The sequence below is a fragment of the Flavobacterium sp. Root420 genome, assembly GCF_001427905.1.
GTDB lineage: Bacteria > Bacteroidota > Bacteroidia > Flavobacteriales > Flavobacteriaceae > Flavobacterium.
In genome coordinates this window covers 34,619-47,765 of sequence record NZ_LMEF01000030.1, presented here as the reverse complement: position 1 = coordinate 47,765, position 13,147 = coordinate 34,619, and the positions used below count along the sequence as shown (strand labels likewise).

Genomic DNA, 13,147 nt, shown 5'->3' with positions numbered 1-13,147 from the left:
ATCATGAAATTATTAAAAAAAGAAATTGATATTATCTTTAAAAAGAGGATAGAAAAAAAAGACGAAGATCTTTTTGTTATGAAATATAACGTTCTATCCAAAAAAATAAAAGGATTAATCAAAAGTTTTACTGTCGATGCAAAAAGATTTAAGGAATTACTCTTAGCAAATGAAGGTAAAAGCTATTGTAAATTTTATTTTTTAGAAAAGAATAATACTTTAAATATAGGCCTGTCTTTTTCGGACAATATTGATTGTCCAATTATAGATGAGGACATCTTGTATGTCTTAAACAATGACTTATTGATTGAAAGTGATTCTGTAAATTTCAACAATTTAGTCAATGCTTTTGAAATAGGTATCGGCAGCGAATTAGAACAACTCACGAAGATCAAAACTAGTCTGGTTTATTACGATTTTGATATAGTTAATACCTACGTAGCTACTTTAGGATTGCACTTCCCTCTTAATCAATTGAAATTTAATATGCTTCAATTTCGTAATGCAGATTTAGATGACATAATTATCCCTTGCTCTATAGGCAAAGATGGCAGAATCTCCTTTTGTGTACACGCATTAATTAATCGTCAAGACGATAAGAATGTATTAGTTGAAAGCGACGGTTATGACCTAGGCAACCTAAGACCTTAATGATATATGTTTATGAAATAATATTACTTTTAGCACTATTAAAATCAGTAGTTTTGGTTAGGAAGTTTAGTCTTTCTAGCCAAAACTTTTTATTTGTTTATCTTCTTGTTACCTTTCTTGTAGAACTATTTTCATGGATAATTCTTTTAATAGATAAAGATTCTAAATTTAGTTTTCAATACATTGTATATTGTATATTCTGCATACTATTTTTTTGGTTTTATTATTCCAGGCAATTTCATAAAAAGCTAAAGAAAAAAGTCAATATACTATCTATTATTCTCATCGTTTATGTTTTGGTATTTCCTGGTTTTTTGGGAGAAAACTTAGATTCGAGGTTAGTCATTGCTTTACCTATCTTTTATATTTTATATACGATGTTATGGTTTTATCAAAAAATAGCTTTTCCATCCAAAGATAAAATTATAGATGATCCTAATTTTTGGACTTCAACAGCTTTACTTCTTTGGAGTTGTTTTTTTATTTTCAGAGTAATTCCGAGATATTTTTTTGATACTATAGATAAAGATTTTTTAATTTTATTGAGAGAATTGGTATATATCATAAATAGCATTATGTATCTTTTATTTTTCAAAGCTTTGATGAAATACGAAGCCATTGCAAAAAATCCAAATAAATGAGCCAGCTTCCGCAAGAAATAAAACTCACTTATATCATTGCCATCATCGTAATGTTGGTTTTTGTGTGTTTCATTATTATGGTTGTGTTTATTTACAATAAAAAGCAATTGATTCAGCAGCAACAAGATCAAATACGGGAAAGCGAATTCAAAAACCAATTGCTGCAAAACGAATTAGAACGCCAAAAATCTATTCAGTTAGAGAGAGAACGTATTTCACAAGATATGCACGATGATTTAGGTGCGGGAATTTCCGCCATAAAACTTCAGGCTGAGTTTTTAAAATATAAAATGCCCGAAGAAAGTTATACAGAAGATCTGGAAACGATTATAAATACTTCTGAAGATATGAATTTGGCGATGCGCGAAATTCTTTGGAGTCTGAATTCGCAAAATGACACCGTTGGTAATTTTATAGAATATACAAGTTTGTATGTCAAACGTTTTTTAGACAAAACTAATATTGTCGCAAAATTTGACTCAAACATTCTTGAAAAAGAAACTACTTTATCTGTAAAAGCAAGGCGTAATTTATTTTTAGTGATTAAAGAAGCTGCTCATAATGTGTACAAACATAGTCAGGCAAACAACATCAATCTTCGATTTGAGCAAACCGAAGATTATTTCAAAATTACAATCATTGATGATGGTATTGGATTATCAGACAATATCCAAAAAGGAAATGGTTTAACCAATATGTTGTTGCGAATGGAAAATATAAATGGAACTTTTCAGATTCTTCCTGTTCAAAAAGGCTTCTGTCTGTTATTTCTATATCCTTTACAAGACTAAGTTTTTCACTTCCCTAGAAGTAATTAATAACCCCAAATAGCTTTTAGAATTTTTGTATTTTACTTCGCAACTATAATTTTCAAACCAAAAAATCCGAAACCAGTCGTTGTTTAAATCGATCAATAGGTTTCAAATCGACATTGGTATCTCCGTTGAGAATATCAAAAGGATCGTCTAAACCGCTAATTAATAAATACAAATAGCAAAACAAAAACGTAATCGCAGACGTTACCAGATAATCGGCTGAGGGGCTTTTGAATTTGGTAATCAGTAAAAGCGACATGACGATAAACAATATACTTTGCAGCAAGGTATAAGCCGGCTTGATGAAGTTGTTTCTCGAAATCGAATAGGCACGGGTAAGCTGTTTTCGCATCGCATTCGTATTTTCCTGTATGCCTTTTATGGCTTCTTTGTCGACACCTCTTTCTGCAAAATAATAGGCAATCTCATTCGATTTTCGAATTAAGGGAAAGATAACCGTAGAATCTTTTCCGTGGGAATAAATCCATGCAATAATGCCATCGGTAATGGCGATCATTTGCTCGCGTAAAAAAGTGCTGTCTAATTCTTCTTTGCACAAATCAGAAGTTCCTGTTCTTGGCGCCTTGAAAGCAAGATAAATCCAATCTTTGATCGCTTCCAGATTCGAAGCGACTTCGCCCGGTATTTTTTCACTTTCTTTAAAATCGGTCATGGTTGCGGCCAATAACAATCCGAATACAAAAAAGGCTCCGGTAAAAATAATCGTGATATCAGACAGCTCTATCAAATCGTGAAAATCCTGTCCATAAAGGGAAAGCTTTTTGAACACAAAATTTTTAATTAATAATATGGCCAGTGCGGCAATAAGTGACTTTAAGATTATGGTTCGCTGTTGTATAAATTTCATTAATTTTTTTTTGCGCAAATTAAAGTATTTTAATGCCACAAAGGTACTAAGGCACAAAGTTTATTAAATCAATGCTGAACCTTAGTATCTCAGCAACTTAGAAACTCAGCATCTTAAAAAATCAAAAATTCCCATAGTAAACCTGAAAACAAGGCAATTTTAAATCTTTTCGCCAGGTATCAACCACTTGATTTCTGTCGTCTAAAACAAATTCTATAAAATATTTTCTTTTTATAAAATCATTGTAAATTTCTGTTTTAATGATCGAATCTTTTCGGTAATCTTTTGCTCTTCGCATTAACAATTCATCAAATGTAATTTCATGTTTTTCGAGGAAACGCAATGTGGCTTCTTTATACACATTCTCTCTTCCGGAAACCAAGAGTATTTTATATCCTAACGTTTTATAATTCTTTAAAAGATTCGCCACCGGATGATTTAATAAGTCATTATCGCATTTGCTGGCATCAAAAGGATTTCGGCCATTCATTAAAGCTAATGTTCCGTCGAAATCGCAAATGATTGCTTTTGGTAAATCTATATTTTGTTCGCAATAGGCTGGTTCGTCTTTTATAATTCTATTTTTTGGATTGGGTCTGTTTATTAAATTTTCACTTTTCATAATTCCGTTTTTTTGATGATACAAAGGTTTTACTTTACTACGCAATTATTTTGCGCAGTAAAAAAGAATCTTTATTTTTGAGAAAAAACTACATGAATCTGAAACATAAATTTACCGAATTACTCACAAATATTGGTTTTAAAAAAGAAGAGATTCAGCAAAATTGGCTTGATTTAGAAAAGGCTTATTCTAAAAAATCCAGACATTATCATAATCTAACGCATATACAAGATATGATCGCCAGTTATGGGACCTATTTCGATCAGCTTCAATTTCCGAATGAAGTTTTGTATTCCATCTTTTATCACGACTACATTTATGTAAGCAGCAAAAAAGATAACGAATTGAAAAGTGCTGAACATGCCGTAAAGATTCTTCCGAAGCAAACCACTTTGAATTCGGAATTGGTTTTTGATGCGATTTGTGCGACGCAATTGCATCAGCATAATGAAGTTGAAGATATTAACTGGCTAATCGATTTTGATTTGAAAATTCTCGCCAGAGATTGGGACGATTATAAAATCTATTTTGAACAGATTAGAAAAGAATACCGTATTTATCCTGATTTTCTTTATAAACCCGGAAGAGCAAAAGCGTTGAAGCATTTTCTGGAGAATGAATTTATTTTTCAAACGGATGAATTCAGTAAATTATATGAAGAGAAGGCACGAACTAATATTGAAAAAGAAATAAAAATATTAAGTTAAGGTTGAGACTGTTTGAATCTTGCAATCCCGATAGCTATCGGGAGCAGAGTCGCAAAGTTTTGTTTCACGCAGATTTGCTTCGCCTGTTCGCTATCGCTCGGGTTACAGATTTAAGCAGATTTTATAGATTTTTTTAATCAATTGAATCCTCTAATCTGTGGCTATAAAAAATTTGGTGCAAAATTTTTCTCTCGCAGATTTTGCAGATTTTGCAGATTTTTTTGAATTTAATTAAAGGCTCCAGAGGAGCAATATGTTTATAGCTTAATATTGAATTATTGAATCAAAGCTCCAGCGGAGCGATATTCGGCTTTTTGTCAGAATTACAAAAAATATTTCACCCCGATGGGGTTCTGTAAATACGTTTTATTATTTCTATAAATATGTTGTCCCGCTGGTTTCTATAAACATACTGTCCCGCTGGGATTTAAATATTGTGACGGTAAATAATATTCTTATAACAAAAATACAACTTAAGAAATGCAGGCGCGTGAGGGATAGAGGCGATATCCTTTTGTGAAGTGGAACGGAGCAAAAGATAAAGCCGAAAGCCCGGCCCGGAGGGACACGCCCAAAAACTGGAAATAATTATACGTAATTGAAATACTGAAAATTTGAATCGCGCAAAGACGCAGAGTCGCAAAGTTTTTATAGCCACAGATTAAAGAATTAAAATGATTTAAAAAAATCTGCAAAATCTGCGTAAATCTGCGTGAAACAAAACCTTTGAGCCTTAGCGCCTTTGTGGCAAAACCTCAAACTATGTCACAAAACAAAAATGCCTTAATACGCTACAAAACGATTGACAAATGTCTGCAGAATAAATACCGGCAATGGACTCTGGAAGATTTGATCGAATGCTGTTCTGAAGCTTTGTTTGAATATGAAGGCCGGGAAAACCCGATCAGTAAACGAACGATTCAGATGGATATTCAGCTGATGCGCAGTGAAAAATTGGGTTATAACGCGCCTATTGTCGTTTATGATAAAAAGTATTATAAATATGAAGATGAGGAATTTTCGATAACCGATATTCCGCTGACGGAAACCGATATGAATGTTTTGACCGAAACGGTTTCGATGCTGAAACAGTTTAAGGATTTCTCTTTGTTTAGTGATGTCTCGGATATTTTACAGCGTTTGGAGGATAAAATCTATGCGGAGAAATCGCATACGAAACCGGTTATTTATCTGGACAAAAATGAAAACTTGAAAGGGCTTCATTTTTTAGACGAGATTTATCAGGCAATTATTAAGAAGGTTACGCTTGTCATTACCTATAAATCGTTTAAATCGAGAGACGAAACCAAATTTCATTTCCATCCTTTTATATTGAAGGAATTTAATAACCGCTGGTTTTTGGTTGGAAAAAAGAAAGCTTCACAGCCAATTACTAATTTGGCTTTGGACCGGATTATCGCGATTGACTACGATTTTAACCTTTCTTATATAGAGGAAGATTTTGATGCCGATTTGTTTTACAAAAATGTAATTGGCGTTACGGTTAATCAGGGCTTACAGCCGCGCAGAATCGAACTTTGGATTGATGCCGTAAATGCACCGTATGTTTTAACAAAACCGCTGCATTCGTCACAACGATTGATTAAAGAAAATGACGACGGAAGTATCATTGTACATCTGTTCATTTTGCCGAATTATGAAATGGAACGTATTTTATTGGGTTTTGGCGACGGGATCGAAATTCTACGACCCGAAAACGTAAGAGACCGGATGAAAAAAACGCTGAAAAAGGCACTTTCTAAATATGAATTGGATAATAATACTGCAGTATAAACATGAATTTTTACATTATATGGAATTTAACCCTGATTTAAAGTCATAAAACAATTTTTATAGCAACAAATTTGTTAAAATCTCAGAAAAGAATAGTATATTTCAAATAAAAAATAACCATAAAACACTGAAAACCAGAACAAAAAATTTATTAACCTTAAATTTATCAAAAAATAATATGCATGCATAGTATTTTTTGATTATATTTGAAATCGATATAGTTACCTATGAAAGATAAAACAATAGATTATATTTTAAGAGCTACATGGCAGGCTGTTTCAAGAATGTATAACGAAGAAGCTGCAAAGTACGATGCCACTATGGCAACAGGCTTTGCACTTTTGAGTATCGACAAGGAAGAAGGAACTCCCTCGACTGCCTTGGGACCAAGAATGGGAATGGAAGCCACGAGCCTGACCAGAACATTAAAATCAATGGAAGACAAAGGTTTGATTGTTCGCAAAAAAAATCCATCTGACGGACGTGGTGTTTTGATCTACCTAACCGAATTTGGAAAAGAAAAAAGAGATTTATCTAAAAATACAGTTCTGAAATTTAATGAAACGGTTAGAAAACATGTCTCAGACGAAAAGCTAAAGCATTTTATCGAAGTTTCTGAAATAATCAACGAATTGATTCAGGACAAAAACATATTTACGCAAACAGAAAACAAAGAAAAGGAATAAGCAGTATTCACAAATGGAGACAGCTTATTTCAATTCAAAATAAAAAAACAAATATTAACGACTTATTATGAAACGCACAATTAAAAAAGTTGCTGTAATTGGATCCGGAATTATGGGTTCAGGAATAGCTTGTCATTTTGCCAACATTGGTGTTGAAGTTTTACTGCTTGACATCGTACCACGCGAGTTGACAGAAGCTGAAGCTAAAAAAGGATTAACACTTGAAAGTAAAGCAGTTCGCAACCGTGTGGTAAACGAGCATCTGGCGAATTCATTAAAATCGAAACCGTCTCCTATTTACAGTCAAAAATTTGCTAGCCGAATCACAACTGGAAATACGACTGATGATATGGCAAAAATTGCCAATGTTGATTGGATTATTGAGGTTGTAGTGGAACGTTTGGATATCAAAAAACTGGTTTTTGAACAAATCGAGAAATTCCGCACGCCGGGAACTTTGGTTACCTCAAATACTTCTGGTATTCCGATTCATTTTATGAGCGAAGGAAGAAGCGAAGATTTTCAACAACACTTCTGCGGAACCCACTTTTTTAACCCTGCGCGTTACTTAAAATTATTTGAAATTATTCCCGGTCCAAAAACTTCGACTGAAGTATTGGATTTCTTAAACGAATACGGATCTAAATTCTTAGGAAAAACTTCGGTTGTGGCTAAAGATACTCCGGCGTTTATTGGAAACAGAATCGGTATTTACGGCATTCAGAGTTTGTTCCATTTGGTAAAAGAAATGGGATTAACAATTGAAGAAGTTGATAAATTGACCGGCCCGGTAATTGGTCGTCCAAAATCGGCTACTTTCCGTACTGTTGACGTTGTTGGTTTGGATACTTTGGTACACGTTGCCAACGGTATTTATGAAAATTGCCCAACTGACGAACAACACGAATTGTTTAAACTTCCTGATTTCGTCAACAAAATGATGGCAAATAAATGGTTCGGAAGTAAAACAGGACAAGGTTTTTACAAAAAAGTAGACAAAGATATTTTGTCTTTAGACTTAGATACACTTGAATACCGTGCTGCTAAAAAAGCAAATTTTGCTACACTTGAACTGACAAAAACTATTGATAAACCTATCGATCGTTTTAAAGTTTTAGTAAAAGGAAAAGACAAAGCGGGAGAATTCTACCGTAAGAGTTTCTCTGGAATGTTTGCTTATGTGTCAAACAGGATTCCTGAAATCTCAGACGAATTATACAAAATTGATGATGCGATGAAAGCTGGTTTTGGATGGGAAAATGGTCCATTCGAAATTTGGGATGCGATTGGTGTTGCCAACGGAATCGAAATCATGAAAGCAGAAGGTTTAGAGCCAGCTGCATGGGTTACTGAAATGTTGGCTTCCGGAAGCGACAGTTTCTATACTGTAAAAGAAGGTGCTTCTTATTTCTACAATATCCCAACAAAATCACAAGTAAAAGTTCCGGGACAAGACTCCTTTATTATTCTGAACAACATTCGCGAAAGCAAAAAAGTTTGGAGCAATAGTGGAGCCATTATTCAGGATTTAGGAGACGGAATTTTGAACTTAGAATTCCAATCTAAAATGAATACTATTGGTGGCGATGTACTTCAGGCTATCAATAAAGCGATCGACTTATCTGAAAAAGAATATCAAGGTTTAGTTATTGGTAACCAGGCAGCGAATTTCTCTGTGGGTGCTAATATCGGAATGATTTTCATGATGGCAGTTGAGCAGGAATATGACGAATTGAACATGGCAATCAAATTGTTTCAGGACACTATGATGCGCGTTCGTTACTCTTCTATTCCAGTTGTTGTGGCTCCTCACGGAATGACTTTTGGTGGTGGATGCGAAATGAGCTTACATGCTGATAAAGTGGTAGCTGCGGCAGAAACTTATATGGGATTGGTTGAGTTTGGAGTTGGTGTACTCCCTGGTGGTGGTGGATCTAAAGAAATGGCTTTAAGAGCTTCAGATTTATTTCGCAAAAATGATGTGGAATTAAACGTTCTTCAGGAGTATTTCTTAACAATCGCTATGGCAAAAGTATCCACTTCTGGTTACGAAGCTTTTGATACCGGACTTCTTCAACATGGTAAAGATATTATCGTAGTAAACAAAGACCGTCAGATTGCTGAAGCTAAAAAACATGCTTTGTTAATGGCAGAAGCTGGTTATACACAACCGATCAGAAGAACTGATGTTAAGGTTTTAGGTAAACAGGCACTTGGAATGTTCTTAGTTGGAACAGATCAAATGGAAGCTGGAAAATACATTTCTGAGCACGATAAAAAAATCGCTAACAAACTGGCTTACGTAATGGCTGGTGGTGATTTATCTGAAGCTACTTTAGTATCTGAACAATATTTATTAGATATCGAACGTGAAGCTTTCCTGAGTTTATGTACAGAAAGAAAGACTTTAGAGAGAATTCAGTATATGTTAACTAAAGGAAAACCACTTCGTAACTAGAAAATAGAACAAAGAAAATAGAATATAGATTTTAGGACTTAGTAAAGTCTATTTTCTATACTCTATATTCTATCCTCTTAAAAAACAAAACACATGAAAACAGCATATATAGTAAAAGCATATAGAACAGCAGTTGGAAAAGCACCAAAAGGAGTCTTCAGATTTAAAAGACCTGATGAATTAGCAGCAGAAACGATTCAGTTTATGATGGACGAACTGCCTGATTTCGATAAAAAACGTATCGATGACGTTATGGTAGGAAACGCTATGCCGGAAGCAGAACAAGGACTTAACGTTGGACGTTTGATCTCTTTGATGGGATTAAAAGTAGAAGATGTACCAGGAGTTACTGTGAACCGTTATTGCGCATCAGGATTAGAAACTATCGGAATGGCAACTGCTAAAATCCAATCAGGAATGGCAGATTGTATTATCGCTGGTGGTGCAGAAAGTATGAGTTTTATTCCGATGGGAGGTTACAAACCAACTCCGGATTATAAAGTTGCGGCTGCAGGTCACGAAGATTATTACTGGGGAATGGGTTTAACTGCTGAAGCGGTTGCGAACCAATACAAAATCTCCAGAGAAGATCAGGATGAGTTTGCTTACAACTCTCATATGAAAGCATTGAAAGCTCAGGCTGAAGGGAAATTCGACAAACAAATCGTTCCGATTACTGTTGATCAGACTTTCATCAATGAAAATGGAAAAAAAGAAACTAAATCATATGTTGTAAAACAAGACGAAGGTCCTAGAGCCGGAACATCTGTAGCTGCTTTAGCCGGATTGAAACCTGTTTTTGCTGCCGACGGAAGCGTTACAGCAGGTAACTCATCACAAATGAGTGATGGTGCCGCTTTTGTTTTAATCATGAGTGAGGACATGGTTAAAGAATTAAACCTTGAGCCAATTGCCAGATTAGTAAATTTTGCTTCATCTGGCGTTGAGCCAAGAATTATGGGTATTGGTCCTGTAAAAGCAATTCCGAAAGCCTTAAAACAAGCTGGTTTAGAATTGAAAGATATTGACTTAGTTGAATTAAACGAAGCTTTTGCTTCTCAGTCTTTGGCTGTAATTCGCGAGTTAGGTTTAAATCCGGATATCGTAAACGTAAACGGTGGAGCAATCGCTTTAGGTCACCCTCTGGGATGTACAGGTGCTAAACTTTCTGTTCAGTTATTTGATGAGATGAAACGCAGAGGAAACAAATACGGAATTGTTTCTATGTGTGTGGGGACTGGACAAGGGTCTGCAGGGATTTACGAGGTATTATAGAAAAGAAAATAGAATATAGAGAATAGATGTTTTTATTGAGAAGAAAGAGATAGGACTTTTTGGAATGACAAGATGTTTTAAGAGCAATTAAAATAGTAATAATCCTACTTTTTTTTGCTTTAATTCTTTAACTTGCATCAAAAAACCTGAGACATAATTATAAGAACTTGAAGATTTGGAAACTTGGAATTTCAATTGCTAATGATATTTCGGATTTATTGTTAGACTTTCCGAAACATGAAAGATATGATCTAAGTTCTCAAATAAGTCGATGTTCTGTTTCGATGCCTAGTAATATTGCTGAAGGTTCATCACGAACAGATAAATCTTTCAGTCATTTTTTAGACATTTCTCTTGGTTCTTCATTTGAACTCATTACGCAATTATTGATTGCAACACATAGAAAATACATAAACGAAAAACAATTTAACCAATTAGAAATTAAAATAGAAGAATTTCAAAGAATGACAATGGGTTTCCAAAACGGACTAAAATAAGTTCAGTACGAAGTCTATTCTCTATATTCTATTTTCTTTTCTCTAAAAAAGAATAAAAAATGGCAGATACAATCGAAAAAAACGTAACCCGTGGTGGTCAGTTTTTAGTTAAGGAAACAAAGTGCGAAGATATCTTTACACCAGAAGATTTTTCGGAAGAGCAATTAATGATGCGTGACTCTGTAAAAGAGTTTGTAGACAAAGAAATTTGGCCTAATAAAAATCGTTTTGAGAAAAAAGATTACGCTTTTACTGAAGAAAGTATGCGCAAAGCAGGTGAACTAGGACTTCTTGGAGTTGCGGTTCCTGAAGAATACGGTGGATTAGGAATGGGATTCGTATCGACAATGTTAGTTTGCGATTACATTTCTGGTGCAACTGGATCTTTCTCAACTGCTTTTGGTGCTCATACCGGTATTGGAACTATGCCAATTACACTTTATGGAACTGAGGAACAAAAGAAAAAATACGTTCCTAAATTGGCTACCGGAGAATGGTTTGGAGCTTATTGCTTAACGGAGCCAGGCGCAGGATCTGATGCTAACTCAGGAAAAACAAAAGCTGTTTTATCTGAAGATGGAACGCATTATAAAATTACAGGACAAAAAATGTGGATTTCGAATGCAGGTTTCTGCAGCGTTTTCATTGTTTTTGCCCGTATTGGAGATGATAAAAATATTACCGGTTTCATTGTAGAAAACGATCCTTCAAACGGAATTTCTATGAATGAAGAAGAGCATAAATTAGGAATTCGTGCTTCTTCTACTCGTCAGGTTTTCTTTAACGAAACGAAAGTTCCGGTTGAAAACATGTTGTCTGAGAGAGGAAACGGTTTTAAAATTGCAATGAATGCTTTGAACGTTGGACGTATTAAATTGGCTGCTGCTTGTTTAGATGCACAACGTAGAGTAACTTCAGGAGCTGTAAAATATGCTAACGAAAGAATTCAATTCAACACTGCAATTTCATCTTTTGGAGCGATTCGTTCTAAACTAGCTGAAATGGCAACTAATGCATACGCTGGAGAAAGTGCTTCTTACAGAGCTGCAAAAGATATCGAAGACAGAATCGCTGCTCGTGAGGCAGAAGGAACTTCTCATCAGGAAGCTGAATTGAAAGGTGTTGAAGAATATGCTATCGAATGTTCTATTTTGAAAGTAGCGGTTTCTGAAGATGTTCAGAATTGTGCTGACGAAGGAATTCAGATTTTTGGTGGAATGGGATTCTCCGAAGACACTCCAATGGAAAGTGCGTGGAGAGATGCTCGTATTGCCAGAATTTACGAAGGAACAAACGAAATCAACAGAATGCTTTCTGTAGGTATGCTAATCAAAAAAGCAATGAAAGGCCATGTTGATTTATTAGGACCTGCAATGAAAGTTTCCGAAGAATTAATGGGAATTCCATCTTTTGATACTCCTGATTTCTCTGAATTATTTGCTGAAGAAAAAGGAATCATCGCTAACCTGAAAAAAGTGTTCTTGATGGTTGCTGGTAGCGCTGTTCAAAAATATGGTCCAGATTTAGATGCTCACCAACAGTTATTAATGGCCGCTTCTGATATCTTAATCGAAATCTATATGGCGGAAAGTACTATTCTAAGAACGGAGAAATTAGCCAAAAATCAAGGTGAAGCGAAAGTACAAGAGCAAATTGCTATGGCAAAATTATACTTGTATAAAGCGGTAGATATCGTAAACTCAAGAGGAAAAGAAGGAATTATTTCTTTTGCTGAAGGTGACGAACAACGTATGATGTTAATGGGATTAAAACGTTTTACAAAATACACAAACAATCCAAATGTTGTGGCATTAAGAGAAACGATTACGTCTAAATTAGTTGCAGAAAACGAATACTGCTTCTAATACAAAAATAGTTTTTAGCTTTTAATTTGTTTAAACCCGCACAAGTCCGAAACTGTGCGGGTTTATTTTTTATTTTATATTTCACCATATGTTTTTTTTTACCATATAAGTAATATAAGGTCCTTTAAAAGTAGAGACGCATAGCATATGTCTAAATCACAGTGCATAAGGTAGAGGCGCACAGCAGTGCGTCTACACGCAGCAGAGACGACTGCTGTGTGCCTCTATACTATCCTGCAAATCATTTCACAAATCTTTATTAAATTAT

General features: G+C 34.7%; 11 protein-coding genes. 9 read left to right on the top strand and 2 right to left on the bottom strand.

Translation table 11 applies throughout. The annotated features are described in order from the left end of the window. The first annotated feature begins 3 nt into the window (after positions 1–3). Both ASC72_RS17610 and ASC72_RS17600 read left to right on the top strand, forming a co-directional pair. A complete protein-coding gene (locus tag ASC72_RS17610; RefSeq protein ID WP_056193764.1) occupies positions 4–651 on the top strand; it encodes a hypothetical protein in 648 nt (215 codons plus the stop codon). Positions 652–1,288: 637 nt separating this feature from the next. Further along, on the top strand, positions 1,289–2,083 hold the full coding sequence (locus ASC72_RS17600) for a sensor histidine kinase (protein WP_056193758.1): 795 nt from the start codon (positions 1,289–1,291) through the stop codon (positions 2,081–2,083). A gap of 79 nt (positions 2,084–2,162) precedes the next feature. Here ASC72_RS17600 and ASC72_RS17595 read toward each other — a convergent pair whose 3' ends face one another. Then, the gene (locus ASC72_RS17595; RefSeq protein WP_056193755.1) at positions 2,163–2,975 is read right to left on the bottom strand and encodes a hypothetical protein; all 813 of its coding nucleotides are present in this window, start codon (positions 2,973–2,975) and stop codon (positions 2,163–2,165) included. Between the two features lie 121 nt (positions 2,976–3,096). Beyond that, positions 3,097–3,597 carry a hypothetical protein gene (locus ASC72_RS17590; protein ID WP_056193752.1) on the bottom strand — a complete coding sequence of 167 codons (501 nt, stop codon included), beginning with the start codon at positions 3,595–3,597 and terminating at the stop codon, positions 3,097–3,099. A 77-nt stretch (positions 3,598–3,674) separates the two neighbouring features. Between ASC72_RS17590 and ASC72_RS17585 the strand changes: the two genes are divergently transcribed. The 7 genes from ASC72_RS17585 (at position 3,675) to ASC72_RS17555 (ending at position 12,879) form a co-directional block, all read left to right on the top strand. Next, a complete protein-coding gene (locus tag ASC72_RS17585) occupies positions 3,675–4,304 on the top strand; it encodes a hypothetical protein (protein ID WP_371258470.1) in 630 nt (209 codons plus the stop codon). Positions 4,305–5,066: 762 nt separating this feature from the next. Continuing rightward, entirely contained in the window at positions 5,067–6,098 is a 1,032-nt protein-coding gene (locus ASC72_RS17580) for a YafY family protein (protein ID WP_056193746.1), read from the top strand. Positions 6,099–6,325: 227 nt separating this feature from the next. After that, entirely contained in the window at positions 6,326–6,784 is a 459-nt protein-coding gene (locus ASC72_RS17575; RefSeq protein WP_056193743.1) for a MarR family winged helix-turn-helix transcriptional regulator, read from the top strand. 67 nt (positions 6,785–6,851) lie between these two features. Then, the gene (locus ASC72_RS17570) at positions 6,852–9,242 is read left to right on the top strand and encodes a 3-hydroxyacyl-CoA dehydrogenase/enoyl-CoA hydratase family protein (RefSeq protein WP_056193740.1); all 2,391 of its coding nucleotides are present in this window, start codon (positions 6,852–6,854) and stop codon (positions 9,240–9,242) included. A 93-nt stretch (positions 9,243–9,335) separates the two neighbouring features. Continuing rightward, entirely contained in the window at positions 9,336–10,517 is a 1,182-nt protein-coding gene (locus ASC72_RS17565) for an acetyl-CoA C-acyltransferase (protein WP_056193737.1), read from the top strand. A 146-nt stretch (positions 10,518–10,663) separates the two neighbouring features. After that, positions 10,664–11,014 (top strand): four helix bundle protein, encoded by a 351-nt coding sequence (locus ASC72_RS17560; protein ID WP_056193734.1) that lies wholly within the window; start codon positions 10,664–10,666, stop codon positions 11,012–11,014. Between the two features lie 59 nt (positions 11,015–11,073). After that, positions 11,074–12,879 carry an acyl-CoA dehydrogenase family protein gene (locus ASC72_RS17555; RefSeq protein ID WP_056193731.1) on the top strand — a complete coding sequence of 602 codons (1,806 nt, stop codon included), beginning with the start codon at positions 11,074–11,076 and terminating at the stop codon, positions 12,877–12,879. Positions 12,880–13,147 lie beyond the last annotated feature (268 nt).

Bases quoted from the DNA above. Each gene is read 5' to 3' on its own strand.
- ASC72_RS17610 (WP_056193764.1), top strand. From the start codon at position 4: ATGAAATTATTAAAAAAAGAAATTGATATTATCTTTAAAAAGAGGATA.
- ASC72_RS17600 (WP_056193758.1), top strand. From the start codon at position 1,289: ATGAGCCAGCTTCCGCAAGAAATAAAACTCACTTATATCATTGCCATC.
- ASC72_RS17595 (WP_056193755.1), bottom strand. From the start codon at position 2,975: ATGAAATTTATACAACAGCGAACCATAATCTTAAAGTCACTTATTGCC.
- ASC72_RS17590 (WP_056193752.1), bottom strand. From the start codon at position 3,597: ATGAAAAGTGAAAATTTAATAAACAGACCCAATCCAAAAAATAGAATT.
- ASC72_RS17580 (WP_056193746.1), top strand. From the start codon at position 5,067: ATGTCACAAAACAAAAATGCCTTAATACGCTACAAAACGATTGACAAA.
- ASC72_RS17575 (WP_056193743.1), top strand. From the start codon at position 6,326: ATGAAAGATAAAACAATAGATTATATTTTAAGAGCTACATGGCAGGCT.
- ASC72_RS17570 (WP_056193740.1), top strand. From the start codon at position 6,852: ATGAAACGCACAATTAAAAAAGTTGCTGTAATTGGATCCGGAATTATG.
- ASC72_RS17565 (WP_056193737.1), top strand. From the start codon at position 9,336: ATGAAAACAGCATATATAGTAAAAGCATATAGAACAGCAGTTGGAAAA.
- ASC72_RS17555 (WP_056193731.1), top strand. From the start codon at position 11,074: ATGGCAGATACAATCGAAAAAAACGTAACCCGTGGTGGTCAGTTTTTA.